21 protein-coding genes, 1 tRNA gene and 2 pseudogenes are annotated in these 26,087 nt (G+C 62.5%); 11 read left to right on the forward strand and 13 right to left on the reverse strand.

The window, feature by feature from the left end:
* Window positions 1-18: 18 nt before the first annotated feature.
* From ACSSVZ_RS22540 to ACSSVZ_RS22555, 4 genes and pseudogenes are all read right to left on the reverse strand, one after another.
* On the reverse strand, window positions 19-2,526 hold the full coding sequence (locus ACSSVZ_RS22540; protein ID WP_453973045.1) for a hypothetical protein: 2,508 nt from the start codon (window positions 2,524-2,526) through the stop codon (window positions 19-21).
* A gap of 48 nt (window positions 2,527-2,574) precedes the next feature.
* Window positions 2,575-3,245 (reverse strand): annotated as a pseudogene (locus tag ACSSVZ_RS22545) (SOS response-associated peptidase).
* 53 nt (window positions 3,246-3,298) lie between these two features.
* Window positions 3,299-3,529 (reverse strand): hypothetical protein, encoded by a 231-nt coding sequence (locus ACSSVZ_RS22550; protein WP_453973046.1) that lies wholly within the window; start codon window positions 3,527-3,529, stop codon window positions 3,299-3,301.
* Window positions 3,530-3,651: 122 nt separating this feature from the next.
* On the reverse strand, window positions 3,652-4,215 hold the full coding sequence (locus tag ACSSVZ_RS22555; protein WP_453973047.1) for a helix-turn-helix domain-containing protein: 564 nt from the start codon (window positions 4,213-4,215) through the stop codon (window positions 3,652-3,654).
* Between the two features lie 67 nt (window positions 4,216-4,282).
* Between ACSSVZ_RS22555 and ACSSVZ_RS22560 the strand changes: the two genes are divergently transcribed.
* From ACSSVZ_RS22560 to ACSSVZ_RS22595, 8 genes and pseudogenes are all read left to right on the forward strand, one after another.
* Entirely contained in the window at window positions 4,283-4,582 is a 300-nt protein-coding gene (locus ACSSVZ_RS22560) for a helix-turn-helix domain-containing protein (protein WP_453973048.1), read from the forward strand.
* A 157-nt stretch (window positions 4,583-4,739) separates the two neighbouring features.
* Window positions 4,740-4,979: pseudogene (locus ACSSVZ_RS22565) on the forward strand (ParB N-terminal domain-containing protein); the annotation flags it as partial.
* A 418-nt stretch (window positions 4,980-5,397) separates the two neighbouring features.
* On the forward strand, window positions 5,398-6,192 hold the full coding sequence (locus ACSSVZ_RS22570; protein WP_453973049.1) for a phage protease: 795 nt from the start codon (window positions 5,398-5,400) through the stop codon (window positions 6,190-6,192).
* Window positions 6,193-6,197: 5 nt separating this feature from the next.
* Window positions 6,198-6,593: a hypothetical protein gene (locus ACSSVZ_RS22575; RefSeq protein ID WP_453973050.1), complete on the forward strand. Its 396-nt coding sequence runs from the start codon at window positions 6,198-6,200 to the stop codon at window positions 6,591-6,593.
* A 48-nt stretch (window positions 6,594-6,641) separates the two neighbouring features.
* Complete coding sequence (locus ACSSVZ_RS22580; RefSeq protein ID WP_453973051.1) at window positions 6,642-7,610, forward strand: capsid protein; 969 nt, start codon at window positions 6,642-6,644, stop codon at window positions 7,608-7,610.
* 66 nt (window positions 7,611-7,676) lie between these two features.
* Entirely contained in the window at window positions 7,677-8,189 is a 513-nt protein-coding gene (locus tag ACSSVZ_RS22585) for a hypothetical protein (RefSeq protein WP_453973052.1), read from the forward strand.
* A 9-nt stretch (window positions 8,190-8,198) separates the two neighbouring features.
* Window positions 8,199-8,273 (forward strand) — tRNA-Met (locus ACSSVZ_RS22590).
* Window positions 8,274-8,867: 594 nt separating this feature from the next.
* Window positions 8,868-9,092, forward strand: a complete 225-nt coding sequence (locus ACSSVZ_RS22595) for a hypothetical protein (RefSeq protein ID WP_453973053.1) — start codon at window positions 8,868-8,870, stop codon at window positions 9,090-9,092.
* Between the two features lie 707 nt (window positions 9,093-9,799).
* On the opposite strand, the gene ACSSVZ_RS22600 is transcribed toward ACSSVZ_RS22595, so the two are convergent.
* The 3 genes from ACSSVZ_RS22600 to ACSSVZ_RS22610 are packed head-to-tail and all read right to left on the reverse strand — an operon-like array spanning window position 9,800 to window position 11,803.
* Window positions 9,800-10,852, reverse strand: a complete 1,053-nt coding sequence (locus tag ACSSVZ_RS22600; protein ID WP_453973054.1) for a replication protein RepA — start codon at window positions 10,850-10,852, stop codon at window positions 9,800-9,802.
* A 13-nt stretch (window positions 10,853-10,865) separates the two neighbouring features.
* The gene (locus tag ACSSVZ_RS22605) at window positions 10,866-11,141 is read right to left on the reverse strand and encodes a hypothetical protein (protein WP_453973055.1); all 276 of its coding nucleotides are present in this window, start codon (window positions 11,139-11,141) and stop codon (window positions 10,866-10,868) included.
* 2 nt (window positions 11,142-11,143) lie between these two features.
* The gene (locus tag ACSSVZ_RS22610) at window positions 11,144-11,803 is read right to left on the reverse strand and encodes a nucleotide-binding protein (RefSeq protein WP_453973056.1); all 660 of its coding nucleotides are present in this window, start codon (window positions 11,801-11,803) and stop codon (window positions 11,144-11,146) included.
* A 1,202-nt stretch (window positions 11,804-13,005) separates the two neighbouring features.
* Between ACSSVZ_RS22610 and ACSSVZ_RS22615 the strand changes: the two genes are divergently transcribed.
* The 3 genes from ACSSVZ_RS22615 to ACSSVZ_RS22625 all read left to right on the forward strand — a co-directional run bounded on the left by ACSSVZ_RS22615 (window position 13,006) and on the right by ACSSVZ_RS22625 (window position 16,128).
* Window positions 13,006-13,377, forward strand: coding sequence for a hypothetical protein (locus tag ACSSVZ_RS22615; protein WP_453973058.1), 372 nt, complete (start codon window positions 13,006-13,008; stop codon window positions 13,375-13,377).
* Between the two features lie 792 nt (window positions 13,378-14,169).
* The gene (locus tag ACSSVZ_RS22620; protein WP_453973059.1) at window positions 14,170-15,738 is read left to right on the forward strand and encodes a type IV secretory system conjugative DNA transfer family protein; all 1,569 of its coding nucleotides are present in this window, start codon (window positions 14,170-14,172) and stop codon (window positions 15,736-15,738) included.
* A gap of 12 nt (window positions 15,739-15,750) precedes the next feature.
* Window positions 15,751-16,128: a hypothetical protein gene (locus ACSSVZ_RS22625; RefSeq protein WP_453973060.1), complete on the forward strand. Its 378-nt coding sequence runs from the start codon at window positions 15,751-15,753 to the stop codon at window positions 16,126-16,128.
* Between the two features lie 386 nt (window positions 16,129-16,514).
* On the opposite strand, the gene ACSSVZ_RS22630 is transcribed toward ACSSVZ_RS22625, so the two are convergent.
* The 6 genes from ACSSVZ_RS22630 to ACSSVZ_RS22655 form a co-directional block, all read right to left on the reverse strand.
* Entirely contained in the window at window positions 16,515-17,654 is a 1,140-nt protein-coding gene (locus ACSSVZ_RS22630) for a helix-turn-helix transcriptional regulator (RefSeq protein ID WP_453973061.1), read from the reverse strand.
* Window positions 17,655-17,826: 172 nt separating this feature from the next.
* Entirely contained in the window at window positions 17,827-19,575 is a 1,749-nt protein-coding gene (locus tag ACSSVZ_RS22635; protein WP_453973062.1) for a relaxase/mobilization nuclease domain-containing protein, read from the reverse strand.
* 14 nt (window positions 19,576-19,589) lie between these two features.
* Window positions 19,590-20,261, reverse strand: a complete 672-nt coding sequence (locus ACSSVZ_RS22640; RefSeq protein WP_453973063.1) for a plasmid mobilization protein — start codon at window positions 20,259-20,261, stop codon at window positions 19,590-19,592.
* 456 nt (window positions 20,262-20,717) lie between these two features.
* Complete coding sequence (locus tag ACSSVZ_RS22645; protein WP_453973064.1) at window positions 20,718-21,908, reverse strand: sensor domain-containing phosphodiesterase; 1,191 nt, start codon at window positions 21,906-21,908, stop codon at window positions 20,718-20,720.
* A 326-nt stretch (window positions 21,909-22,234) separates the two neighbouring features.
* Window positions 22,235-22,525, reverse strand: a complete 291-nt coding sequence (locus ACSSVZ_RS22650; RefSeq protein WP_453973066.1) for a DUF736 domain-containing protein — start codon at window positions 22,523-22,525, stop codon at window positions 22,235-22,237.
* A 588-nt stretch (window positions 22,526-23,113) separates the two neighbouring features.
* On the reverse strand, window positions 23,114-26,053 hold the full coding sequence (locus ACSSVZ_RS22655) for a transporter substrate-binding domain-containing protein (protein ID WP_453973067.1): 2,940 nt from the start codon (window positions 26,051-26,053) through the stop codon (window positions 23,114-23,116).
* Between the last annotated feature and the right edge of the window lie 34 nt (window positions 26,054-26,087).

Raw genomic sequence — 26,087 nt, forward strand, 5'->3', positions numbered from 1 at the left:
ATAGGCCGAATTTCGGACCTAGGCCCGATGCGGTCGTCTCGCCGGACGGCGCTTCTTCCGACCATAGCTATGGCCCCGGTCTATAAATCTCTTCACTTGGTCGAACGATTCCACCTGAGCCGAAAGCAAGGTGCCAAAATCGTAGTACGAAGCGCCGATGTTCGCCAAATGCCATTGGTCAAAGAGGTACTCCTTGAACAGAGTGGCGCGCCGATGCCTTTCACTAATCTCGAATGAAGCCGCATGTTTAGCAATCTCGTCGCGAACTGACTCGACAAAAATCGGTGTATCGATCGAGGTCGCATCGAGAAACGCAAAGGCACCTGTCCAGAATTTTACATGATACACTCCAACAGATGTCGCTCTAAAGTAAAATTGTTCCGGCAACTCGTCTTCTGAAACCGGAATTTCCCGATAATGTGCATGTGGCGTTTCAATCAGGCGCTTCTCGGCGCCTCTCCGCAACGCATGCCTAACTTGATGCTCCAAAAAGCCTTGTTGTGACATCTCGGCCAAGACTGCTGCACCGCTGAAAAATCCATCACTGTCTCGAACACCTATATTCGAGCTTAAATATGATATGATTAAACTAAGAAGAAAATGCTCCCTCGGATCCGCGGTGCTAATGTCAAAAATATTGCAAGCGACAAGTGATGATTGCGAATTGAAGTAAGCATACTCTCCCAAGAGGGCATGTTTTGTAAATTCATGCAGGGGGACTCGGTAATCACCCTCTTCCTCCTCAATCCGAACGATTTTCTGGGAGTCCACATTAGGACTGCCGACAAACGAGGTGATCAGCTCAATCACAGCGCGGGTGTTTCCACCCGTTATATTGCTCAGGAATTGGCGAATTGCCTCGTTGGTTCGAATGGAACGCAAGGTCGCAGTAAAAAATGATACGACGCTACCTAGTTGGAGGCGAATATTTGAAAGGGCTGCGGGTGCCACCTTGCCTTCAGCCACTCGAACAGCGAAAGCCAGCCGCCTCTGGACTACCTCATCGGCAGGTGGGGGTGAGATTGTAAGAATTTTATTTTGGTATCCCGCGAGCGCACCCGTCGTCTTCGACGAGAAAAATGTGCTAGGCCTCAGTGCAACAAAAACGACTACATTTCGAGTTGCAGCAAGCTCTTGCGATATCAGAAAAGCTTCCTGCTGCACGTTCAAATTGCGCTGGTCCGCATTGTCCATAACTAGGATTATCTGTTTATTTCGCCCTCTACGCAGATGCCCAAGCGCTGCATGAAGATGATTATCCCTTCTGTCGACAAGAGAGGATAAAAACGACACACGTTCCTTCTGGTATTCTTTAGGGTCAACCTCCTTGAGAGAGCCTTTAACACCATCGTCAAAGGTCCGCATTTCGTTATGATAGATGGATTTCACAAAATCCATGCTATCTATGTCGACATTATATTGACGCCTCAAAACGGATGGTATTTCGTATATCACATAAGTCTTAACGTCAGTACTGAGATTGGCTTTTACGCCCAAATTTATATGAATAAAATAGGTATTTGACTTTTCTGATTGGTCCATTTGCTCGTATAGGTTTTCGAAAAACGAGGTTTTTCCTACGCCAACATCGCCGATTACAACAATCGGGCGTGACCCAGCGACGCCTTCAGACGCGGCTCCATCGAATGTTAACTCCCCGACCTGGTTGGTTCCTGCTACGGCGTCAAAGGCCGAAGGAGCAACTCCATCCCCGCTTACCCGGCGATACCGGCTTGAAATGATGCTCTTACTAAGCAGCAGGTGGCGATTGTTGGCTTCAAGAGAGACGTAGCACTCCTCATAGAACTTTGTTTTTACGTCCTCATTATCTTCGATTGCTTCTAGTAATAGAGAGGATAGCTCTCTTAGATTTTCCTGAAATTGGCTTCGATATCTGTGCTTCGTGGGCTCCGGGATAAATTCTGAGGCCTTAGGTGGAATGCGGGGATTGCGGTACTGTGTCAACTCACGGCTTGCTCGATTTTCCGTAATTCCTTCTGGTGACAGAATTGACCATAATATTCCAAAATGTGATATGTAATCGGCAAATCCATCAAAGCAATAGCACTCTCCCTCGAGCGGGTACTGACCAGGCGTCAGAGCTTGAAAGACCACAAGCTGTGGACCATTGCAGACAATAGCTACCGGGGCGCCCTTTATAACGCAGTAACCTAGAACTTGAGTTGCGGCGGCAGATAAAATTTTGGAAACCGCGAGGAGGGATGCGAGATTCTTTACAACTGTGGGCTTTCCTGATGGAAGGGAGCCAAAATGACGTGCTTCTTTTTTTGCCTCTAGAACTGCCTTGGGAGGGTGTCCGAGAACGTAATCGGCTCTGCCGCCAGCTTCGTCAGTTTCCTCGACAGTGAGATTGGGGCGTTCCCAACCTAGGCATTCGGTCAGTAGCCGGTCGATGAATTGGAATCGATTTTGTGCCTCGTTCCAATGAGGGCTATCGGGAGGGAACTCATCGATTATGCGCTGTAGCCGCGCCCGTCCTTCGGCCAATTCGAATGGTGCGTGCATCGCTTCCTTCCTTAGCTTGCGGAAGGTTCGGCGGGAGACATTAAAGAGTCAATGTTCGACGCCATCTACGCGCTTGCCCGTCCCGACAACCTCCAACATCTCATCTGGCAGCGGCCGCTGAAGCTTCAACGCCTCTTTCATCGGCGCCGACATCCAGTCGTCCATCTCTTCGGCGGTGGTGAGGATCACCGGCATCGCCTTGGAGTGGACCGGGCACACCACTCCGTTCGGCTCCGTGGTGAGGAGGCCGAATAGCTCGTGCTCACCTTCCTCGGGAGCCTTCTGTGTGCCGCGGGCGCCCTGCCAGCGGCACCAAATCCCTGCGAAAGCAAAGAGCGGACGGTCTTCCGACAGGGCGAACCGGGTCCACACCTTGCGTCCGTCCGGGCCGGGCGCGTCGCTCGGCTCGCAAAAGGAGGTCGCCATCACCAGGCAGCGCGATTCCGGCCCCGTCCAGCGCCGCCAGTGCGGCGAGGCGACGTTGCGGATGTTGGTGACACCTCGGTCGACCGGACCCTTGAGGTAACGCGGCGGGGTCGGCATTCCCCAGCGCAGCATGGCGAGTTCCCGCTCACCGTCGTCGCCGGCGCGAACGACGGGGGCAGCATGTCCGGGAATACCGCCGGGAGCGGAGGCAGATTTCCCGCCCGATCACGCATCGCACGCGTGAACTGGACGATCGCCTGTTGGCCCTTCGTGATGCTGTAAAGGTTGCACATTCCCCAGTTTGTCCGGCGGACGTGTGCCGCGCAACTGTCGCAGCTGGAGACCTTCACTGCACCTGCGTAGTCGCCTTCGCTTCGGGAGCGCGCTCCGGGTGCTCATTTGCGACCAGGTGCGCCATCCCGAGAAGATAGGAGAGGAACGTCAGGTCGGCATCCCGTGACATGTCTCGGAGCTCGCACGTGATCGAGCCAACATAGTTTGCGACTTCCGCCGCCGACGCTGCACGCTTCTTGCTTCCCATCTCGCCGCCCCCGGCCGGTGGTTGATCGGCGATCATCTCACAATTGTAAGGTGTGTAAAGAAGGATTTCCAACCGTTGGGCGTTAACTACGGCCTCCCCCTGGATATTGCGGATTGAACCGCGAAACGGAGAATTTCAGGTTGCGGGGCTGACCAACATCAAGCCAAGCGTTTACCGGTTCCGGGTTCTTCGCGGGCTGACCTCAACCGCTTTCGGAGGCGAGCCTCCAGCCAGGGAAGCAGCGATTCGAGTTCATCTGAATCCGCCGGATCCTCCGCACGGGCCAGTAGCTCGTTGTAGGCAGCGGCCGTCTCGCTGACCAAACCGCTAGACGGAAGCCTCACTCCTTCAGCGTCGTGCGCATCGGAGACTACAGCGGAGACTTGTCGGAACAGTTCCTCGTCGAGACGAGGAACGGTGGAGCGCAGCCCTTCGGCGGTCTGTGGTGGCCGCATCGGACCTTCGCCAGCCGCGAGCCAGGCAATTCGGACCCCTTCCGTTTTGGCGATAGCGACCAGGGTTTCCAGGCTCGGCCTCCCTCCACCCAGCAGCGTTCGTAACGTGCCCTCCGCGATCCCGATCGACCGCGCAAATGCTCGCGCGCTCTGCTGTCCTTGCAGTCGCTTTAGTCGGTCCGCGAAACCAGACACACCGGACGTCATCGACCCATCGTGAACATTCACGCATCCACCGTTGACGATGCGTGAATGTTCACGCATCATTCGTCACGTTCGTGATTTGCCCACCGAAAAAAGCCGGCCCTGCCAGACCGGCCCCTCGGAGACGACGATGACGAAGGCCGCACAGCGCCTCGACCAGCACGACATACGAGCCGCGATCCACCGGAGTGGGCAGACCCTTACCGGGATCGCTCTCGCCAATGGGCTCGCGGAATCGTCTTGCCGTGTCGCACTTGTCAGGCGCCACCGCGCCGGAGAGCAGGCGATCGCCGACTTTCTCGGCGTGTCACCCGCGAGCCTCTGGCCCGATCGCTATCCGTTCTCGTCGCAAGGGGAGCCTACCCCCACCAAGGCCCGCTCCGCGAGTCCGAAAGCCGCCACGGCCACAGACAAGAGGCGTGCCGCATGAAGACGAAACTGTCCGGGTTTGGAAAGAGCGCTGACAGGTTCACATCGCGGCGCGCGAGTGAGCCGCTTGCGACACTCATCGTCGGCGCCTGCCTCCTGCTGGCGATCGCCTGGACCGTCGCACCGGCGATCCAGGCGGTGATCGAGGTCGCGGCCCAATGAGCGGGGTGCGCGTCACCTACGAGACGATCCCCGTCGCATCGATCGACGTCGGACAGCGGCTGCGGCAAACCGATCCGGCCTGGGTCGAGGCGCTTGCCGCGTTGATGAAGACACAGGGCCTTCTCCAGCCGATCTCGGTCGTTCACGAGAACAGCGAACGCTATTCGCTTATGGCTGGCGCGCATCGGCTCGCTGCTGCCGTCTCGCTCGGCTGGGATGCGATCGACGCACGCGTGACGCCAGCGGCCTGGATCAAGGATCAGGAGCGCCGGCTCACCGAGATCCTTGAGAACGTCGCCCGCAACGAGCTCACCAAGCTCGACCGCGCGGCAAACCTTTCCGAGTTGATTGCTGTCTATGAAGAACTCCACCCGGAGATCCGGCACGGCGGCGATCGGAAGAGCCAAGCCGTTCAGAACGCGGATGAAAATCAAATGGCCATCTTGGCCATTCGATCTGAAGTGGCCGAAAAGGTGGGCCTTTCTGATCGTTCCATTAGGCGCGCCGTGGAGATCTGGACGGGTCTCTCACCGGACAGCCGGAAGCGGCTTCCCGGCACCGATCTCGCCGATCATCAGGCGAACCTCAAGACGCTCTCGGATCTCGAACCGGCGATGCAGAAGAAGGTATGGCCTCCGCAAGGTGACGTGCCGGATGGAAGCCGAGCCCCATTTCCAAGAGCACGCCCTGGCGCTCCGGTGCGCCGTGCTGACCGCTCAGCAGTGCCTGACCACGATGGGCATCTACGGCCGCGTCGAGTGGCTCGATGCCGGCAAGGCCGCGCTGACCGCGCGCACCCACCGCTACATCTCGCCGAGCTTCCCCCACGACGAGCAGGGCAACGCGACCTGGATCCATTCCGTCGCGCTGGTGACCGCGCCCGATCTCGCGAACATGCCGGCGCTCGCCGATGCCCGGCACGACGCTTCCCAGAAACCGGAGACTTCGATGAGCAAGACCATCGCGGCGGCCCTTGGGCTCGCCGACACCGCGGACGAGCAGGCCTGCCTGTCGGCGATCACCACCCTCAAGTCCGGCACCGTGTCGGCCGAGGTCCACGGCCAGACCCTCTCTACGCTCTCGGCCACCAAGGACGAGCTCGCCGAGCTGAAGGCGTCGATCCGCAAGGGCACCGTCGACGGCCTCCTGGAGGCCGCGCTGAAGGCCAAGAAGATCGTCCCGGCCCAGCGCGAGACCTTCGCGGCGCTCTGCGCCACCGATGACGGCCTCAAGCAAGTCACCGCGCTGCTCGCCGCCACGCCGGAAGGTCTCGGCGCCTCCGGCCTCGATGGCAAGACGCCGGAGACCGGCGCGGCCGACGAGGTCACGCCCGCGACCCTCGCCGCCGAGGTCACCGCCTTCCAGAAGGCCCAGAACGACGCCGGCAACCCGATCACCTACCTCGACGCCTTCGCCCAGGTGCGGGCGACCAAGACGAAGAAAGGCTGAGGCCCATGTCGAGCTACTCCCTCAACCGGGACATCCGCTCCTTCGAGGCGGCATCAGCCGTCGGCGGCCGCCTGATCGTGGCGGCCAGCGGCACCGCCGGGAAGGTCGCCGCCGGCGCGGCCGCGACCGACAAGAACCTCGGCGTCTCCGAGCGCGTCGGCGGCCCGGCCGGCGAGATGCTCGACGTCACCGTCGCCGGCCTCACCGAGGTCGTCGCCGGCGGAGACCTCGATTTCAACGATCCGGTCACCGCCGACGCCAACGGCCGCGCCGTCAAGGCCGTGGCCGTCGAAGGCGAGACCGTCTTCGTCGTCGGCTTCATCCGCGCCGAGGGCACCACCGGCGACGTCCTGCCGATCCACGTGGCGCCGTCGCTCATCGTCACGCCGGCGGCGGCCTAGTCGCCGGCGCCGCCCGCACCGCTCTTTCGAACCGAGGTCCCGAAGCCCATGGCTCCCAACCGCCCGTTCCCCGTCGATCCGGTGCTGACCGCGCTGGCGATCGGCTACCGCAATCCGGCCTACGCCTTCATCGCCGACGACGTCCTGCCCCGCGTCCAGGTGTTCGGCGAGCGCTTTTCCTGGACCAAGTACCCGCTGGAGGAAGGCTTCCGGGTCGTCGACAACCGCGTCGGCCGGACCGGCCGTGTGCCGCGGGTCGAGTTCTCGGGCAGCCGCGAGGAAAGTGCGGTCCACGACTACGGCCTGGAAGCGCCCGTGCCGATCTCCGACATCAACGAAGCGGAGCGGATGCGCGCCCAGGGCCTCGGCAACTTCGATCCGGAGCAGCGCGCAATCACCGGCATCGAGGACTACAACCAGACGAACCGCGAGATCCGCGTCGCGCGGATGGTTCAGGATCCGGCGAACTACCCGTCGAGCCAGAAGCTCGCGCTCTCAGGCACCGACCAGTTCTCCGACTACGACAACTCCGATCCGATCGGGGTGATCAAGGAGTGCCTGGAGTCCACGCTGGTCTTCCGCCCGAACCAGGTGACCATGGGCCAGGCGACCTGGTCGAAGCTCTCCTCGCACCCGAAGCTGGTCAACGCCGTGAAGGGCAACCTGACCAGCGAGGGCATGATCACCAAGCAGCAGTTCATCGACCTCTTCGAGCTGCGCAAGCTGAACGTTGGCACCGCCTACATGGATGCCGCCAAGTTCGGCCAGGCCGCCGACGTCCAGCGTGTCTGGGGCGCCGACATCCTGTTCCAGTTCATCAACCCGAACACGCTCCCCGAGCAGGGGTCCGTGACCCACGGCTTCACCGCCGTCTACGGCTCCAAGATCGCCGGCTCGATGGTCGACCAGAACGTCGGCCTGGAGGGCGGCAAGGTTGTGCGCTCCGGCGAGCGGGTGCGCGAGCTGATCTGCGCGCCGGGCGTCTCGTTCCTGCTGCAGGACGCGATCACCGCCTAACCGCTGGAGCCGCCTGATCCCGGTCCGGCAATGCCGCTCCGCGCCTCTTGAAAGGGACTTTGAGACATGGCCAAAGCGCCGACGAACACCACTCCGGCCGCCAGCAAGAAGCCGGACCAGGCCGAGCCCGCGGCGGAGGCTCCGAAGGCCGACGCGCCGGCGGAGACCGCCGAGACCAAGACGGTGTCGAAGCCCGCTCCGGCCGAGGCCGCGCCCGCCGCCGAAGCGCCGAAGGTTGAGGTGCCGGCGGAGAAGGCTACGGCCGCCACCGAAGAGGTGACGGTCGTCGCGGACGTCTCACGCCCCCTTCAGGAGCTTCGCGCCGCGGCCAATCTTCTTCGCGGCGGGACGCGTCGTCCGCGCACCCGCGTCCTGCCAGGCGGCAAGACCGTCGAGGACGCCGTTCCCGGCGACGATCCTCTGGTCCGTACGTTCACGGCAGCGAGCCGCATTCTGCGTGACGGCGTCCTCTACGAGGTCGGCGCTCCCGTGCCGCTCACCTTCCGCGAGTTTGCGGCGAAGCGCCGCGCCGGCGCCGTCGCCGAGCCGCTCTTCATGGACGGCGCCGAGGCCGACTGAGGCCCTTCAAGCGGAGTGGCGCAGCGGCAGCGCGCCGGGCTCATAACCTGAAGGTCGTAGGTTCAAATCCTACCCCCGCAACCAACCAAGCCTCTGAAAACAAAGACTTTCTCTGAAAGCCCCGTTCACCGAGAACGGGGCTTTCAGCGTTTTTGGCACACTTTTGGCACACTCAGGGACAACGCAGGGCCACTGCGCTCAACGGTTTTCAGCCCGCCCCTCGGTGGTGCCGCCCGGCGATTCGCTCGCCAAAGAAAACGAGGCGCTCTCGGAAGCCGGAAAACCACACAGCGCTGTTGGCGACATTTCGATGCAAGCGGCCATGTCTGGCACCTCGCATTTGCGTTCGAGCCGCACAGAAAAGGCATCCTGTTGGTGGCAGGCGACAAGTCTGGCCAATCAGGAATGCGGTTCGATCGCAGGCTGATCGCCAAGGCAGGTGAGCGATTCGACGACAAGCCCACCAGAGCAAGGGAGAAGCCGCGGACGTGCGCCGATAGCTGAAGGTGAGTTCTGCGTCTGGCGGACCATCGCAGGGTGGCTGTCCAGCGCCATACTGGAACAACCTTTACTTTCAGGGCGGTTTCGACTATACGTTTCAGTGGCGACGCGTGCTGTCGTCGCTGGCCTCGCGGCCCTTTCTTTCTTCTTCTCTTTCCCAGACCTTACGAGGGACCGATGAACGAGGGAGATGGTCGCGTCGACCACACGAAGCTGCGGACGGTCAAACAGATTGTCGCTGAGGCACCCTGGATGACAGAAGGCAAGATGCGGTGGTGGCTCTTCCACCGGGACGCCAACGGCCTTGATCAGTCTGGTGCCATTGTTCGTGTTGGAGGACGCATCTACATCCACGTTGACGGTTTTCAGGCTTGGCTTGCTGACAAATCGAGCGCCGCCTGATCCAAAATCCGGGGCCCGCTGCAAAGCGGGCCCTTTTTCTTGTCAAATCTTAAAATCAAACATCTGTCGCATATGTGAGCTTATCTGTTGTCTTATAGGTATAAGATATCTGTTCTAACTATATGCGGCCTGCCAGAGGCCGCGCTCATCAACGAATTCCGCCTCGTCGGCGTACCCTGGTCTGCGTGATGACCGTACCGTTGTCTGCGCGACCGCGTACCTTGGTCTGCGTAGCTCTGGGCAGAATCGTACCGTGGTCTGCGTAAGGGCGTACCGAAGTCTGCGTTGGCGTCCCCGAATCCGCCGGATTTCCGTACCTGCGATTTGGCGTCAGTGTACCGTAGTCTGCGTGGGGGGTTTCTGAGGCGACGGGGCCTCGGCATTGGGGCGACGCTCTGCCAAAACACGCTGCCTGGGTCGCCGGCTAAGGCCGCGCTCGACTACGTATTCATGGCCCCTGTCAGCAAGGTCGACTTGGCGCGCCGACAAGAAGACCCGTCGCCAACCACTTACCGCCACCTGCTCGCATGTCGGCCAGTCACGCTGGGCAACCATCGTGGGGCGCGATGGGGGACCCGCTGCATCTCGGATCTCGAAGCGTGCTGTCGTGCCAGCACGACCTCTTGCTTTCGGGCTTTAACGAAAGCCCGTCTCCTGACCACCGCTCCCCGCCGCCATCGTCCTTCTCAGCAAACGAGCCTTGTCGGCTACTTCCCCTTCGGCGGCACGAACAGCTGGTCGGTGCGGCTGGGCGTCATGAGGAGGCCCCGCTCGTCCAGGCGAATGCGCAGCCTTGGGAAGGCAGCGCGGATCTGGGCGACGTCCTCGGCAAAGTCCCGCTTGAACCGCCGGAACGTCTTCACGTCACGGCCGAACTGATCGGCAAGCGGCCGCCAGGCAAGCCGATAGGGGCGTTTGACGGTGGGGAGCCTGTAGGAGAGCCACAGGATGATGTCGATCTGGCGCGCCGAGTGGGCAAAGGCTCTGAGGGCCCGGATATCGACGGGGAGCGCATGCGCCTTCAACGACTGGAAGAAGCTATCATCAAGGGTGAGCGTCGAGTTCCATAGCATGCGCTGGTCCGGCGACCGTGGAAGCCAAAGGTCGAACGAGCTGATCGGTTGGCTGTTGAGGGTGCGCGCCTCGGTGCCGCTCCACAGGCCAAGCTGGATCCGCGAGGCGGCGATCCGGTTGAGCTGCTCCTTGAACTGAGTGATCGTGCCCCGACGCCCACCGGTCACGGCAAAGCCGAGATCGCGAATGAAGGCGCTCATGGAATCGCCGAGGTCGATCGTCGGCGTGTTCTGGCGCACCGCCATCGTGCAGATGTGGAGCATCAGCAGCCGGGCCTTGGGGCCGTACGGAACACCCTGACGCACCATGGCGCCGGTATAGGGATCCTTCAGGTAGCCCGGCTGGACGATGAGCGAGCTGCGGCCATACTCCCGCACCACGTCCTGGTGGTCGTCCTTCGGGCGCCGATAGGGCAGGCCACAAAGCGCAATCACGCTGTGGATGTGGTGGCGGTCGGCATCGGCCAGGGGACGGGCTGCGATCGCCTCGCGGGTCCGATCGATCCGACGGGCGACCGGGCTCATCGCCGCCTGGCGGGCCGCACTTGCGTTGCGCTCCCGCTGTTCCTCGACAAGCGAGCGCGCGAGAATGTCCCGCATCCGCCCGGGCGCCAAGGCCTCGAGACGCTGCGCAAGATCCGGATCGAGCGCGACACCGTCGATCTGGGTGCGGACAAGCTCCTGCATCAGCCGAGCCCCCTCAACCGCGCCGGGCGCGGAACTCGGCCAGAAGCTCCTGCAGAAGGGCTGATTGGGTGACCCCGTAGTCGAGGGCGGCCTGCTTGAAGTCGCGCTTGAAGCCGGCCGGCACCTTGAAGTTCAGGGCGACGGTCTCGGCCGGGTCCGGGCGCCGGAGCGTCTCGCGGACGGCCTCACGCCCCGGCGGCCGACCCTTGCCGGGGAGACCAGCCCTGGCGGCCCCGTCAGCTGCATTCGCAGGCGTCTTCATCCTTGGCGGAGGGAGATCGAGCGCCATCGTCAGGCCACCTCCATCTCGCTCGTCGTGACGGCCATGAGCCGAGCGGCGATCGCCGCGGCAAGCTCTTCGGCCCGTTCCCGCAAGGTCGGAAACAGAACCTCCGTCAGCGCACCTCCCTGGTCGGCGATGCGACGATAGGCGGTGCGTTCGGGCAGCGAGCCCGACAACACCAGATAGCCGGCATCGGCAACGTACTCTCGGGCCTCCTCGATCTCCCTGGGTCGATCACCGACCCGGCAGAGCGCAATGGCGATCCGCTCAACGGCAATACCGGCGCCAACCAGCTCATGGGCAAGCAGGACCGTCGGCCGAAGGTCGTCGAGAGAGAGCCCCGTCGGCAGCACCACCAGGTCCGACGCCTGGGCAATCGCCTTGGTCCCCTGCATGGAATGGGGTGGGGCATCGAAGATCAGCAGATCCGTCTCGCCCGCCCTCGCCAGCACCTCCCTGGCAGTACGCGCGGGTGCGACGGAGATTGCTGGCAGGCGTCCCGCCTCGGTCCGCCGCGACGCCCATTCGGTGCTTGTGATCTGTGCGGTGTCGAGATCGGCAATCGCGACCCGCCAGCCGCACTCTGCAAACTCTCGGGCCATCAGTCGGGCGAGCGTGCTCTTGCCGACCCCACCCTTCTGCGACACCAGTCCAAGTCTTCGGGTCATTAACTGATCCCCTTCTTGTTTTCGTGCTTTATTGCTTATCGTGAAGTAACGATAGCACAATAGAAATATATATTGAATTAAATTAGATTTTTATTCAGAAGGAATCGCCAAATGTAGTGTTGGTGAGTAAGCTTGTTCTAGCCGCCAATCGCGCAGGCTCCCGAAGGGACGTCAGAATCGCGCCCAAATAGGCTGTGCAAAACAGATTGCCTCATTTTCTGAAGCGGACAATCGCCAGATCGAACTGCCGATGATGGTGTCAAATGGGTATTGCCATGCTCATGATGGATCTCCTGGAATCAAAAAGCCCCGCTCTTGCCGTGGCTTCGGTACGTCAATCGGCAACGGGGGCGATGGCCTCACCGTCCGATATGCAGTTCAGCCGCCTACTCCGCAGCCAAAATCCAACAGAAAACTGTCATCAACAGCCGGTATCCTTGGCTGCAGACACTTGAGGTTCGCACACCAGCTCCAAAGAATCAGCATCGACAACCCTGTCGGATACGCGACCTAAAGTTGATTATTGCCTTTCTTATCGATATGTTTTCACGACTCTCTGTTTCGAATTTCGACTCGTCTTTTGCCTCTTCCAGACAGCTTCGAATCCGTCAAACAAATGCACCTCCCCATCCGGTGAGATGATCGTCGGCGAACGGGAATGCTCCGACTTAAAATTTTTCGATATGCGCAAAGCCTCATCTGCCGTCTTGACTCGTTCTACAAGAGACTCTCCTTTAGAATTCGTCGAAAAAACGATGAAAGCCATAATCCGTCGCCCCTTCTCTAGCCAACCGTATCCACGCAGATGCTTACGATGCAGCATACGGTCGGGTCTACTAAAATCCAAGCCTCTCAGCTAAGGTGCTCAGACCTGCTATCTCTGCGGGAGATTTGGCGATGCCCCATTTCCACCTCTACCTTCCTTATGGGCTTCTGAAGGTGAAGACCCGCCGTTGGCTCCGCGACTATGAACGGGATCGACAGGTTCCTGTGCGTCGCTTCGCGGGCTGGTACTTCATTTGGCTAAGATATTCCGAGCGGGAAAGGCGCGACCGAACGTTGCTCTAGCCAGTCTGATGGCATCCGTCCCGAGCATTATAGACATTGGATCGCGAACTGTAGATTTGACCGGTTGAGATGCGCTGCCGCATAGTTACAACCTCTAGCCACAATCAACCTACAGCAGAAGGGATCTAAGAATCGTGGAACACACTGACCGCCTCAACAGGCTTGAAACGCAAATTAAAACGCTCGCCGCCTCACAGAGAAAGCTTGCGCTCAGTATATCCAACCTCGCCTCTGCAGTTGAGGAGTCTAACAATTTCGCGCGGCAGGAAACACTGCGAACAGATGCCGATATATCGGTACTAATATTTACTGTTATTTGCAATCTGATCCAGGAAGGCGGGCTTGATCGCCACGCACTGATTTCCGCTCTAGATAAGGCCGTGACCGGAGCCGCGGCTGCAGCATCTCATCAGCCTGTTTACTCGCCTACTGAATCGGTGCTCGAAGCCTTACGAAATTGGCAGCGAGATATGAGCCCTCCGTCGCCGTCATCGAATCTTCAGTGATATTCTGGAATTCTGACGTTTGTCGCGTCACGTTCAAACTCTTCCTCGCAACGAGTAGACATCGGCCGCGCTTCTTGATGTCAACAATGCAGCATTGAGCCGCGACGTTCAGCTCCACCACGCATCGTCTGCGAAGTCGGCCGGGATCGGGTCCTCGGCAAGGATCGCATCACAGGCGGTTCGGATCGCAGTGCTCTGGGTGTCAACGACGGAGCAATTGTCGGCCATGGGTGGAGCAAAAGCCGGCCACGGCGGTGCGGTGTGGTGTCGGCGACGTGGCTTGGCGTTCAGGTCGTGGAGATCTCGCCGGTTTCCGGGCCGATAGCGTCGTCGGTGGTCTGGTTTTGCTCCGCCCCATTCCCCGACAAACTAACGGAGACCGACAGCGAGTTCCAGGCCGTTCGGCTTTCTCGCCGCTTGCCGATCACACTTGCGGGGAACGCCGTTGGCCAGCCGCGCCCTCGTTCTTTCGCCCGAGCCCGCGAGCCCGAAAACACGCCGATTGCTCTGCCCGGCGGACTGCCGCAAGTCCGCGCAGACACGCCTCCCTCAAACGGGGTAAGGCGCATGCTCTCTTTCGGGAGATGTCAGTTTCTTGTGGTGCTTACCGAGCCATAAACAGGTGTTGCCAGCCGCTCGGGTTGCAATAAACGCCGGGAACGCGACGCCTGTATTCGGCTGGCAACATCTTCAAGCCTCTCGCAGTTCTCTCATTTCCGCAAGCAAAAGCCGCCTCCATTCGTGCCGCCACCCATAAGCAGGTGGTTGCAATAAACGAAGGAGGCGTCGCCGATGCGCGCTCTGGCCTTCCTCTGGGCTTTGCTTGTGCGAGCCCCCGCGCGGCTTCTCGGCCGCACCCTGCTGGCTCTCGCAGGCCTGGCCCTGGTGTTTGCCTGGGGCCTCGTGCCGGTGGTGGTTCTGATCGGCCTTGTCGTCGCTGTCGGGCTGTGGCTGCGAATTCGCAGACACCGACAATGGGCCACCCTCCATGGCTCGGCCCGCTTTGCCACAACGCGCGACTTGGATGTCCATGGCCTCCGCAGCCGCCGCGGCCTCATTCTCGGCCGGCTGGGGCGGACGTTCCTGCGCTTCGACCGACCGGGGCATTTGCTGACCTTTGCGCCTACCCGTTCCGGCAAGGGCGCGGGATCCATCATTCCCAACCTGCTCGACCATCCGGGATCGGTGTTCGTCATCGATCCGAAGGGCGAGAACCATGCGGCGAGCGCTGCCTTTCGAGAGAGCATTGGCCGCGTGCATGCCGTCGCCCCTTTTGATCGGCAGGTGGAGACGTCCCGGTTCAATCCGGTCGACTTCATCCGGGTCGGCGAGGCGGAAGAGATCGACGACGCCACCCTCATCACAGAGATGCTGGTGACCTCCAGCGGCCCAGAGACCTTCTGGGACAGCGAAGCCAAGGCGCTGATCACCTGCCTGCTCCTCTACGTGGCTCACGCCCGCACCGGGGTGGAGCGGACGCTCAGCCACGTCTGGACGCTTCTCATGCGCGACCAGGATGGGTTCGAGGACCTTCTTGAGGAGATCCTCGCGTTTGATCATGCCCGGATTGTCGCCATGGCACGGGGCTTCTCCCAGAAGGAGATCCGGGAACGCTCCGCCGTGATCTCCACGGCCCAGACCCACATGAAGATCTGGAAGAGCCCGCTGCTTGCCCGGGCGACCGAAGCCTCCGACTTCATGATGGAGGATCTGAAACGGAGACCCACGAGCCTCTATCTGATCCTGCCGCCGGAGCTCCTGGAGACCTATCGCCCCTTCGTGCGTCTGTTCGTGGGATTGGCACTGGTCGCTACCACCCGCGCCCGGACAGCCCGGCGCGAGCCCGTCGTCTTCTTCCTGGACGAGACAGCGGCCCTTGGCCGGATGGAGCCGATCGAGGCCGGCATCGGTTGGCTGGCCGGCTACGGCGCCAGCCTGTGGCTGTTCTTCCAGGATCTCGACCAACTGATGCAGATCTACCCGCGCTGGCGCTCCATGATCGCCAACTGCGCGGTGCGCCAGGCCTTCAACGTCACCGACTACGCGACCGCTGCCGAGCTCTCCAACATGCTCGGCACGCGCACGGTGGTCGCTCCCAGCATCAGTCGGGCGACAGCCGGACCGCTGTCGCTGTTGCCCAACCACTTTTCGACGAGCGAAGGACTGCAGGCGCGCAAGCTGATGACCCCGGACGAGGTCATGGCCATGCCGATCACGCACCAGCTTCTCTTCGTCCAGGCCTGCCCGCCGATCCGGTCGCGCAAGATCCGCTGGTTCGCCGAGGAGCCGTTCCGCGCCCGCGAGGCGCTCGCCGAGCGGCGGACGAAAGCACGGCAACTAGAAAACCAGAAAGCAAGATAGGGAGAGACCGCCATGGACCCGAACACCAACCCAAACACCGCCGCCACCTGGCAGCTGTTCACGATGATCGCGGTTGCGGCCGCCGTCTTCGGCGTAACGATCGGACTGGCCACGGCCAAACCGCCACCGAAGCTGCCGGCCTGCAACGCCGACGCGGGCCGGCGCATCGTCCAGACCGGCTACGCTGCCGAGAACGACGATCTCGAAGTCTTCGGCCTCCATTCCATCAGGGAGGTATCGAGCATCGCCAATGGCACCGAGCTCCGCCACTGCACGGCGATCGCGATCACCAATCAGGGCGAGCGGACCCTGCGCTTCGTTGTCGGCTGGACGGACCGGGCCGAGCAGGTCGCGTTCTGGGGCAGGCCGGCGGATCAAAACGCGAGATAGGGGCACTTCGCCGGGTGCGCAGCAGACGCCGCATGAGTGCAGCCGCCTCAAGCTGATTGGCTCTTTGCGACAAGGCGGAGGGAAGAGCGCAACTTACCCGGCCGATTGCCCTTCCAAAGCCGGAAACTGACCGAAACCGTCCGGCGGATAGAGCATTTGCATCATGCGCACGCGGCAGCATCCCCCAAGAGTAGTGAGGGTTCGCCCATTTTCGGCCACAACACATTCGGCGTCAGACAATGGACAACATCACCCGGGTGATCGTGACGATCCGGATGTGCATCGAGTTCGCCGCCTTCGCCGGCGGCGTGCTGATCGTTCTCGATCTCACCAATGTGGTCGATCTTTTTTAATCCTGCCACTGCTGTTGGCGGCTGGTCGCCGGTCTATCGCGGCACCCGCGCCATAATGCGGGCGAGGAGTCCTGTCAGCTCCGACTGTCGGCTCAGGTTGAGCTTGCGGGTGATGGCCGTCAGCTGATTGCGTGCCGTGGCATAGGCGGTTGACGATTGCTCCGCCGCCTCCCTGACTGTGCTGCCTCCGTGGAGGGATTCCGCCAACCGTGCTTCGGCCGGCGTCAGCCCAAGTGCCGAGGTCAGAATGTCCATCGGAGCAGGATCCACGTCCTCCGGATCGAGGACGTAGAGAAGATAGGCTGGAAACCCTTCCTTGAAGGGCTCAATCATCGGATTGAGGCGGCCAACGCCGCCGGTCGGCACGAAGTAGAGGATCAACGGAACCTGGGCTGGACGCGCTATGCGAACGGGACCGACAGGTAGTGAGTGCGACATGACCCTGCCCGCCGCCGCATAAAGATGGTCTGACGAACTCTTCTCCCGGGCGACCAGGGCTCCGCGCCTTGAAACCGACAGCTCGCCGCCGCTGCGGAACATGGCCTCGGCCTTCGCGTTCTGGGCGATGAGCTTGTGTGCCGAATCGAACACCGCCACCGGCGTACCAACCCGATCGATGATATCATCGGTCTGTGCGACGGCGGTACGCTGCATCAGGTCGCGGACCATGCGAAACGACCGCTGAACAAACGGACGGACGCGATCGATAGAGGCGGCAAGATCGGACCGATCGGCTTCACTGAGAGCTTCAGGGATCGTGGCCGTGAACATGGCGGTCGTACCTCGCCCGGTAAAAACATTGAATCCGATTGCCGAATCCATTCGATTGCGGGGTCGCAGATAGACGTCGAAAAACTCACTTTTCTTGATCTCTGCGCGGGAGATGGTCGGCTCACTCCTGAAGAGCCGGCCAGACCGCATCAGATCGACGGTCGCCGGCGTGACCATCGGATTGAGGTGCGCCACATCGATGTAGTCGGAAAATGCCCGCTCGTCGTTGTTGGCGAAAACGCTGTCGAGGCAGAACCGGCGGGGAGCGGTTTCCTCGATCTGTAGCCCAAGCCGAACGTCTTGAAAGCGACTGCCGAAGCGATCGACAGCGCCCTGGTAGGCCGCTGGATCGAAATGCGCCTCATAGAGCTTCAGGATGGCTTCCATCTCGGACTGGTTCATGCATGCCCCCGCATGTTGATTTCCAGACAGCTCGTCCAGCGCGCGACAGCATGCGGTAGTGCAGGTCCGCAACCACGGGCAGGGAGCTGGCAACCATCGGTTTAGATACCAGTCCGGAGCCTGTTCGTCACATCATCAGACACGCCCTGAAGAATAGAGGTGCGTTTGACGCTCACCGTCCCCTCTCGCGCTCGCGTTTCCTCTCCTGCTCGTGGTGGCGTGTCCACGCCCGATGGAGCTGTTCGATGCGTTCGTCGGCAAGGCGGCTCTTCTCGAACATGCGATGATTGACCCGGTCGAGGGCGCGGGCGCGCAGACGGATCGAGCGTCGGAGGTAGCGCTTCACCTGCGCGCGCTCGCCGACCTGGGCCTGGAGGTGGCGGAAGTTCGAGCGCACCCGGTCGGCGGCGTGGCGGGCCAGCTGCATCTTGTACCGTGTGTCCTCCAGCTCCGCCTGGGCGTCGCGCCAGCGGGTCCGAGCCTTCTGTAGGGCCTCCCAGCTCTTGGCCGTGGGGCGGGCTGAGCGGCCCACCTTCGTGTCCCGGCTCAGGTTGCCGAGAAGACCAGGCCTCTTGCCGACCAGCTCGGCCGCGTCACCAACGCCGAGCTCCCGCTCCAGCGCCGTCCAGCGCGCGTGGGCCTTGGCCGGGTCGGCGAAGAGCCTCTTCATGTGAACGAGCATCCGGTCGTAGGTCACGACTTCGCGGCCACGATTGCGATCGAGTTCGAAGGATCGCTTGCGCGTCGTGCGGTCCGCCCGTTGGATCTGGCGCTCCGAAGCCGCCAGCGTCTCGTCGAGGAGCGCCCAGCGTCGGTATTCGAAGTCGGCGGCCTCAACACGGTGGAGGCTGTCGAGGTCGCCGCGCACGTTGCCCGTCGACCCGCTCCCGACGTGGTCACGATCCGTGCGGGCTTGGTGCGAGCGATCCTCTGGTCTCCGTTCGGCATTCGATCGGTCCCGTTCGCGCTCGGCAACCAGGCCTCTTGCCTCGCGCGCATAGTAGTCGGCGAAGCGTTCGCCAAAGCGCGCCTCCAGCTCTTTCAGGCGGATGGTCTTGCCGAGCTCAGAGAGCTTGGCATAGGCGCGGCCGTCGGTGACGATCAGCCCCTGGCCCTTGGCGCGCAGATAAAGGCCCTGGGCGGCCAGCCGGCCACTCAGGCTTGCCCAACTCGTCTCGTCGCGGAAGGCAGGGGCGAGGCTGGTCTTGAGGTCCGCGAGCGCGTCCCGGTCGAACGGCGCTTTCGGCTCCCGGCCCTCGCGCTGCGCGGTGCGGTATTCGCCATCGGAGACGGGTCCGGTGCGGTCGGTGTCTCTCCCGCGCTCCTGGTCCCGGCTGCGCTCCTTGAGCGCATTGAGGCCGCGCGCCTCGGCGATCTCGCGGCACAGCGTGGTGAGCCTGCGCCCGATGTCGCGCTGGCTCCAGGCCCGGCCGGTCTCGGGATGGACCCGGTTCACCAGGAAGTGGAGATGGGGATGCTTGCGGTCGCCATGGGCGTAGATCAGCATCTGATGGTCGTTCAGCCCGAGTTTCTCGGTGAGTTCGCCGGCGATCTCCCGCATGGAGTCCTCATCGACGCGACCACGGCGGGCGTCCTTCGGGTCGAACGCCACGATGAAGTGGAGCGCCGGCTGGCGCACCCGCTGGGACCGCTCGGCGGTGATCGCCATGATACGGGCAGCCTCGTCCGGGTCGGTGGTGCCGAGCCCACGCTCCTCGACCCAAAGCACCCGCTCGCCACGCGCTTCCGGGCTCGACGTCTCGCCAAGGCGACCGTCGTCGCCCCGTCCGCCCGAACGTCCCGCACCGCGCTCCGACTGGCGCGCCCGCTCGGCCTCGCGATGCTTGCGGGTCTGGCCCGCCAGATAGAGGGCGGCCGCCCGGAAGCTCGCCGGCTGTTGCTTGCCAACCTTGAACCGCATGACAGCTCTCCGCCTCAGCGCTCAGATGACGGTGTCGCCCACACGCAGTCCTCGAGCGGCTTGAGAGCAGTAGCCACGGCCTCGAGCACGTCGGCCTCTTCGGCCTCGGTCACGGCATGGCCGGCATTGGCGCGGTAGGCGAGCGCATTGAGCAGGTGACCGGCATGGTTGATCGGACCCAGCAGCACACCCATGGCCTCGGCTCGGTCCACCGCCCGAACGCAATCACGAACGAGGATCACCGCCACATGGGTGCGCCATTCCAGATAGTCGGGATCACCCAAGCTCGCCCCGAGCTGGCGGAAGTTCGCCCCCATGGACTGAAGCTCGTAGACGACCTGCTTCAGTGCCTGCGGTGCTGCCGACCGACCCCGCGGCCGGGCACCGGACAGCACCAGGCGCACATAGCGACCGAGGCTCATGCCGCGATCCCGCGCAAGCGCACGAAGCCGGTCCAGCTCAGCCGCCGTCATCCGCACCCGGATCTTCGCGTCGGTCTTCAGCCGCTCGAACCGCCGCCGGTATGGCCGGCGCCGCGCGCCGGCCAGGACCGCGCGGACATAGTCCGCGACCGCCATGCCGCCGCGCTCGGCGCACTCCGCGATGAAGGCGCGCTGAGGACCCGGCAGCCGCACGTCCAGGATGGCGGCCTGGCGTGCCTCCGCGGCGAGCGCCCTACGCCCCATGACGCACTTCCCGGACACCGCAAGGGTCCGCAAGACCTGTCCCGGCTTGAGCCCCCGTCAGGGGGCGAATGCCGAACAGGTTGGCCCGTTTGTGAGCCGTCACCGAAGCCAGTTCCTGGCGAGGTGATGCGAATAAATGTGGGACAACGTACATCTTGCCTCCCGCATACGTCTGATGTTTATCCTGAACCTGTTATGGTAACTCAGGACAAAAACCGCAATACGGGCGCGAATAGTTTATTCAATACTTAACGAATACAGACAACAATGTCCAGTACCGTCCCCACAATGGCCAACGCGGGTCAACAAAACGAATGGCAAGGCAGCGCCCAGATGCTGGTGGAACCCGTCGTTCGCCCAAGCCGAACGGCTCCCGCAGCTCGGATGTCTGGGAGACGGGGTTGCCCCAACGAAGCGGTTTGCGGACCCGTCCGAGAACGGGTGGAAGGGAAGCGCCTAGGCTCGTTCCAACGGCGCGGGGCGGCCGAGATGGTATCCTTGGGCGAAGCCAACACGCAGCCTGCGTAGGCAGTCGAGTTCGGCGCCGGTTTCCACGCCCTCCGCGATGATCGAGCTCCCCGTCTCCTTCGCGAAGCCGACGAGCGCTGCGATCATGGCCTGTCGGACCGGATCGGTGTCGATCCCGCGGGTCAGACTTAGGTCGAACTTGATCAAGTTCGGCTCCAGCTGGAAGATGTGCCGAAGGCTCGAATAGCCGGCGCCTGCGTCGTCGATGGCTATGCGCACCCCCAGCGCGCGCAGCGGTGCCAACGCACCCCGGATAGCATCGTAGTCCGCGATCAGCGTCTGCTCGGTGAGCTCAAGGACGATCCGTTCGTGGCGCAGCCCGCGCAGCGCGGCTTCCAGGTCAGGCGCCAACACCGTCGCCGGCGATACGTTGACAGCGAGGAACGCATCGTCGGGGAGCGTGGAAAGCTCGGATGTGGCCTTGCGGATCGCGGCAAGCTCGAAGGCCTCGCGGAGGTTCACCGCGTCGGCCTCGGCGAACCACAGATCGGGCGTTCGAAGCGGCTCGGCGCGAATCCGGCACAGCGCCTCGAAGCCAACTGTTCGTTCAGTGTGGATGTCCACCACGGGCTGGTAGACCATCTCGAACAGACCCTCTTCGAGCACGGTCTCGATCCGGGCGCGCTTCTCCTGCGCCTGCCGCTTCGCTTCTGCGTCCCGACCGATCTCGAAAGCAGCCAGCTCGGCAAAGGCGCTCACCGTCCGGTGGTCGCGTTCGTTGAGGGACCGGTCTGGCGCGAAGCTTAGGCAACAGAACATGCCGTAGCAGGTGCCGTCAGACAGACGGATCGGGACGCTCAGGTGCGCACCGATGGGAACCGCCTGGGTGATGGGCAATTGGCGCGCGAACGCGTTGGCGGACGTGTCCGGAATGAGCTCGGGCAAAGTGCCTGCCAGAATGTGTCGGCAATAGACATCGTCGAGGGACTGCGAATCGCCGACCTTGATCAAGTCGTCCAGTCCGGGCGCGTCGACCTTTCGGAACACCGATCTGTCGCCTACGAACTCCGAGACGTAGGCGATATCCATCGCGAGGTGTTTGCGGATCACTTCGAGAGCACGCGTGACGATATCCTCCGCCCGGAATTCCTCCGCCCTTGGAATGAGGAGGTCGGTCATGCCTCTTTCGGGCATTTTCGTGCGTGCTGCGGCATTTGCCACTTTCGTCCCTCGGGGTTGCGGCAGGCCGCTGCGACGACCGCGTCTCAAAACTATCTTCGCCACCGCTGTGGCGCCATGACGAAGCACGCAGGCAAACGAGATTAGCGCACGGCATTCCGTTTTCAACAAACGTACCGACCGCCGACGTCGGCGATCGGTACGCCGACCTCATAAAGCGAGCCCATCGTGCGCTGCGGTCTCCCGCTGCTCATTCTTGCCGGCGCTTGACCTTCCGCGTTTTGAGACAGCAGCCGACCCCGCCGTGAGGGCGGGGCCGATTGTCGTCAGCGGGTCCAGATCAGGAGCTGCTTGCCGTTTCGCTCGATGAGGTTGGCGTAGACTGGTGCCGGAAAGCTCGGGTCGTCCAGCTTCACGGCGAGGTAGCTGTTGCCCGCCTCGCTGGTGCGGGTCCAGGCCGCGCCGATCTCGGCGGGGCCCGCCGTCACCCGGAAGTCCGGAGCGGTCTCGCCGCCGCTCTTGGTGGGCGTCAGCGCCACCTTCGCCTTGAAGGTCAGGGTCTGGATGTCGCCGGTGTAGCCGCGCTCGGTCTTGGTGAAGGTTCCAATGGTTGCCATGTCTTTCTCCTTTCGGTGTGTTTGAGGCCGCGCTCCTCGCGACCTTTCCATGGCTTACCGTCGGCCCCGGTTGAGGCCGGGCCCTGCACCGGAAGGGCGGAAGCGAAGCGGACGACGGCACGCGCCGACTTATCTGTTCCGCGCGGAATGACCGGAGGTCAGGGGAGAAAAGTCGAAGCACGCCGTTGCCGGGCACGGCGCCGGGGTCAGGTCCGCCATGCAAAGGAAAGGGCGCAGGGAGCGACAATGCGCCTGGCGAAAGGAGCCATGGCAACCGGGCCCTTGTTCACCTGGCCAGTGGCTGTGGCGACATCCGGCAAGTAACCGTTTGGCCCAGGTGGCAAACATTCAGAAATGCGAACCTGCTCCGCCCACGAGGGTGGCGGACGGAATCTGGGGCCCCCCTAAGCAACCTGACGAGCAGCGGCCAGAGGAACTCAGACAATGCTGCATCCGGCCCCTGCCGCGGGCCTGTTCGCAACCGCACGAGCGCAACGACGCTGGTCTCGCCAGTGGAGCCGCGACAGGGCGGGCTGCCACCACGCAGGATGCAAGCTTGCCATCCGAGCGCCGGCGCCTCTCACGGCGTCACGCATCTGGCATCGGATCCTCTCCGGTCTCTTCCTCGGGACGCGCAGCTGCGACGACGTGATTGCGGCCACTCTGTTTGGCCTCATAGAGCCGCGCGTCGGCGCGGCGGACAAAATCGCTTGGCGTTTCATCGGGCCGGGGGACCGCTGCATGACCACCGGCGCTGATCGTCAAATGCCACGTCTGGTCAGCGCTTTGGAATGATTTTTGCGCCACGAGCCTGCGCAGTTCCTCCAGGCGTTCGAAGAAATCCTCGCTTGAACCGCCGGGGGTGAAGACGATGTATTCCTCTCCGCCGTAGCGCCCCAGGACGTCGCCTTCGCGTCCGAAAACGGTGCGCGCCAGTTCGGCGATGTGGCGCAGGCACTGGTCGCCGAAGACATGCCCCCTCTCGTCATTGACCCGCTTGAAGTGGTCGACGTCGACCATCGCCACTGAAAATAGCCAGCCGTTGCGCTGGCACAGGCCGAACTCCTCTGCGATCCGCGCGTCGAACTGGCGGCGGTTGTAGAGGCCGGTCAACGCGTCAGTGATGCTGACGTCCTGCAGCTTCTGATTGGCCCGCTCCAGGGCGATATTCAAACGCTTCAGCTTGCGGTTCCAGTAGACGACGAGAGCCAGGACCAGCAGGGCCGCTCCGCCAAGTACCAGGAGACGCGTATAGTCGGCTCTCTCGTCGATCCTGACCAGCATCTGCTGGGTCAGCATCGCCTGCACATCCTCCGCGTCGAGCCCGCCAACGAGCTTTGAGAAGATGGCGGCGAGCATGGGCTCGTCAGCCCGCGTCGCAATCGACGCTCGCCAGTCTTCGGCGATCCGGCCGGCGATCTTGACGTCATAAAGACGCTCCGAAGCGAGCAGGTAGCCCAGGCTCGGCAACGTCCCGAGCGCGGCGTCGATCTTTCCCGTCCGCACACCGTCGAGCGCTTCCGCCTCATTGGTTACTTCCACGAGGATCACGTCGGGATAGCGTCGTTCCAGCACCCGGATTGGACTTTCGCCAGGCGCCACGCCCACCCGCTTGCCGGCGAGTTCGCTCATTCGGTCGACGATCGGTGCGTCAAGTGAGCTTGCCACCGCCATCGGCAAAACGAGATAGGGCAGCGTGAAGGTCCACTGGTCATCCTGGCCAATGCTGTCGGTGACAAAGGGAAGCACATCGCACTCATAGTCCTGCGCTTTCTGCAGGCCGGCGCTCCAGATCGGCACCGGCACGACCTGCCAGGAGAAGCCGCCCTGCTTGGCCAGCCTCTCCATCACTTCCGCTGCGACCCCGGTAAAATTGCCGTCCTCGTCGACCGCCGTATAGGGAGGGGTAAGCGGTTCGACACAGACCTTGAGGACCCCTTTGGCGTCTAGATAGTCGCGCTCTACCGTCGTCAGCACCGGGCGGTTTCGCGCGACGCCTGCGAGCGGGGGCCCAAGCCACCGCGTCTCGAGCTCGTTCCAGCTGGCCGTCGACATCGCGTTCATCGCCCGATCGATGATGCTGCGGGCGTACGGGTAGCGGGGCGACACGCCGAATCTCAGGTCCTCCCGCTCGACGCCTTCCATCAGGAATTCCCCGCCGATCTCGATGTTGATCAGCCCCAAGCGTCGGACGATCGCGTTGCCGTTCGACAGCGCCATGATGGCTGCGTCCACCTCACCATCCGCGAGTGCCTCGAGGATCTCTTCCTGGGTGGAATAGCCCCGCACCTCCTTCAGCCGCGCCTCCAGCGCGTCCGCATAGTAGATGCCTCGGCCAATGCCCACACTCCGGCCTTCCAGCGACTCCAGTCCGCGATAGGGTCCAAAACCGGAGCGCACGAACACCGCGTTCGGAATGCGATGGTATTCGCGCGAGAACAGCGTGTAGACCTCGCGCTGGTTGGTGCGGGAGATGTTGCTGATGATATCGATCTCGCCGGCCCGAAAGGCGTCTAACAGGTTCGACCAGTTGTCGTAGATCGGGATCATGGCGAGGCCGGTGGACGCAGAGATCACGTGGGCCAGATCGACCGCCAGTCCCTGTCCCTTGCCGTCCTCCAGGAAGCTGAACGGCTCGTAGTCGCTGATGAACCCGACCTTCAGGGGCGGAGTGTTTGCGACGAACGCCTGCTCCTCCGGCAGGAGACGGAGCGGACCGCCGACCGGCAGGGCTCTGCTGCTCCGATAGCTGAGCCAGCGCTCGGTGATGGCTGCCAATTCCTCGGTCGGCAGTGCGGCCACAGCCTTTGCGAGGATGGCATGGAGCACCGCCCGGTTCTGGTCGCCATCGACCTTGAGCACACCCAGGCGAAAGTCTTCCAGCGACACTCCGGCCACCGGAACCGCGCCCACCGAGGCGACGTTGGAGAAGCCATTCTCACGCGCGAAGAAGTTGCCAGTCATCTCGGCTGCGATCACGGCATCGACCCAGCCGAAAGCGAGGGCGGCCATCAGGTCACGATAAGTGTCGTACTCCACCGGCTCGATGCCCGCCTCACGCAAAGCGCCGGCGTAGTAGATGTCCTTGACGATGCCGATGCGCTTTTCAGTGAGGCCCTTCACGCTTACGGGGAGAGCCAGCGGGTAGTCGACGTTCTGGAACACCACCGTGCGGCGCTGGTGATAGGCATCCGTGAAGGCGATGAGGGGCTGCCGCGCGTCCGTCAACGAAATGTCCGCGATGACGTCGAGCGCGCCGGCGCGGAACGTACCGTAGATCTCGGGCCAGGCACCCATGCGCGGCACGAGGTTGATGCCGGTCTCGACCTCGATGCGATCGAGGACATCGAGCGTCCAGCCCATCATGCTGCCGTTGCGGAAAAAGGAATACGGCTCGTTGTCCGCGACCACGCCCACGGTAGCGGTGGGATGATCGGCAATCCACTGCCGCTCAGCCTCAGTCAACTCAACGGCGAGGCTCGCGTTCGCACTGGCAAAGAGTGTCAGGACCGCAAGAGCCAGGCCCACTCCGGCCTGGCAAACGATCGAAAGATCCTGCCCT

Source organism: Amorphus sp. MBR-141, from assembly GCF_053628695.1.

What these genes read in the sequence shown, in the direction of transcription:
- ACSSVZ_RS22540 (WP_453973045.1), bottom strand. Translation starts at nt 2,526, where the DNA reads ATGCACGCACCATTCGAATTGGCCGAAGGACGGGCGCGGCTACAGCGC.
- ACSSVZ_RS22550 (WP_453973046.1), bottom strand. Translation starts at nt 3,529, where the DNA reads ATGATCGCCGATCAACCACCGGCCGGGGGCGGCGAGATGGGAAGCAAG.
- ACSSVZ_RS22555 (WP_453973047.1), bottom strand. Translation starts at nt 4,215, where the DNA reads ATGATGCGTGAACATTCACGCATCGTCAACGGTGGATGCGTGAATGTT.
- ACSSVZ_RS22560 (WP_453973048.1), top strand. Translation starts at nt 4,283, where the DNA reads ATGACGAAGGCCGCACAGCGCCTCGACCAGCACGACATACGAGCCGCG.
- ACSSVZ_RS22570 (WP_453973049.1), top strand. Translation starts at nt 5,398, where the DNA reads ATGGAAGCCGAGCCCCATTTCCAAGAGCACGCCCTGGCGCTCCGGTGC.
- ACSSVZ_RS22575 (WP_453973050.1), top strand. Translation starts at nt 6,198, where the DNA reads ATGTCGAGCTACTCCCTCAACCGGGACATCCGCTCCTTCGAGGCGGCA.
- ACSSVZ_RS22580 (WP_453973051.1), top strand. Translation starts at nt 6,642, where the DNA reads ATGGCTCCCAACCGCCCGTTCCCCGTCGATCCGGTGCTGACCGCGCTG.
- ACSSVZ_RS22585 (WP_453973052.1), top strand. Translation starts at nt 7,677, where the DNA reads ATGGCCAAAGCGCCGACGAACACCACTCCGGCCGCCAGCAAGAAGCCG.
- ACSSVZ_RS22595 (WP_453973053.1), top strand. Translation starts at nt 8,868, where the DNA reads ATGAACGAGGGAGATGGTCGCGTCGACCACACGAAGCTGCGGACGGTC.
- ACSSVZ_RS22600 (WP_453973054.1), bottom strand. Translation starts at nt 10,852, where the DNA reads ATGCAGGAGCTTGTCCGCACCCAGATCGACGGTGTCGCGCTCGATCCG.
- ACSSVZ_RS22605 (WP_453973055.1), bottom strand. Translation starts at nt 11,141, where the DNA reads ATGGCGCTCGATCTCCCTCCGCCAAGGATGAAGACGCCTGCGAATGCA.
- ACSSVZ_RS22610 (WP_453973056.1), bottom strand. Translation starts at nt 11,803, where the DNA reads ATGACCCGAAGACTTGGACTGGTGTCGCAGAAGGGTGGGGTCGGCAAG.
- ACSSVZ_RS22620 (WP_453973059.1), top strand. Translation starts at nt 14,170, where the DNA reads ATGCGCGCTCTGGCCTTCCTCTGGGCTTTGCTTGTGCGAGCCCCCGCG.
- ACSSVZ_RS22625 (WP_453973060.1), top strand. Translation starts at nt 15,751, where the DNA reads ATGGACCCGAACACCAACCCAAACACCGCCGCCACCTGGCAGCTGTTC.
- ACSSVZ_RS22630 (WP_453973061.1), bottom strand. Translation starts at nt 17,654, where the DNA reads ATGAACCAGTCCGAGATGGAAGCCATCCTGAAGCTCTATGAGGCGCAT.
- ACSSVZ_RS22635 (WP_453973062.1), bottom strand. Translation starts at nt 19,575, where the DNA reads ATGCGGTTCAAGGTTGGCAAGCAACAGCCGGCGAGCTTCCGGGCGGCC.
- ACSSVZ_RS22640 (WP_453973063.1), bottom strand. Translation starts at nt 20,261, where the DNA reads ATGGGGCGTAGGGCGCTCGCCGCGGAGGCACGCCAGGCCGCCATCCTG.
- ACSSVZ_RS22645 (WP_453973064.1), bottom strand. Translation starts at nt 21,908, where the DNA reads ATGACCGACCTCCTCATTCCAAGGGCGGAGGAATTCCGGGCGGAGGAT.
- ACSSVZ_RS22650 (WP_453973066.1), bottom strand. Translation starts at nt 22,525, where the DNA reads ATGGCAACCATTGGAACCTTCACCAAGACCGAGCGCGGCTACACCGGC.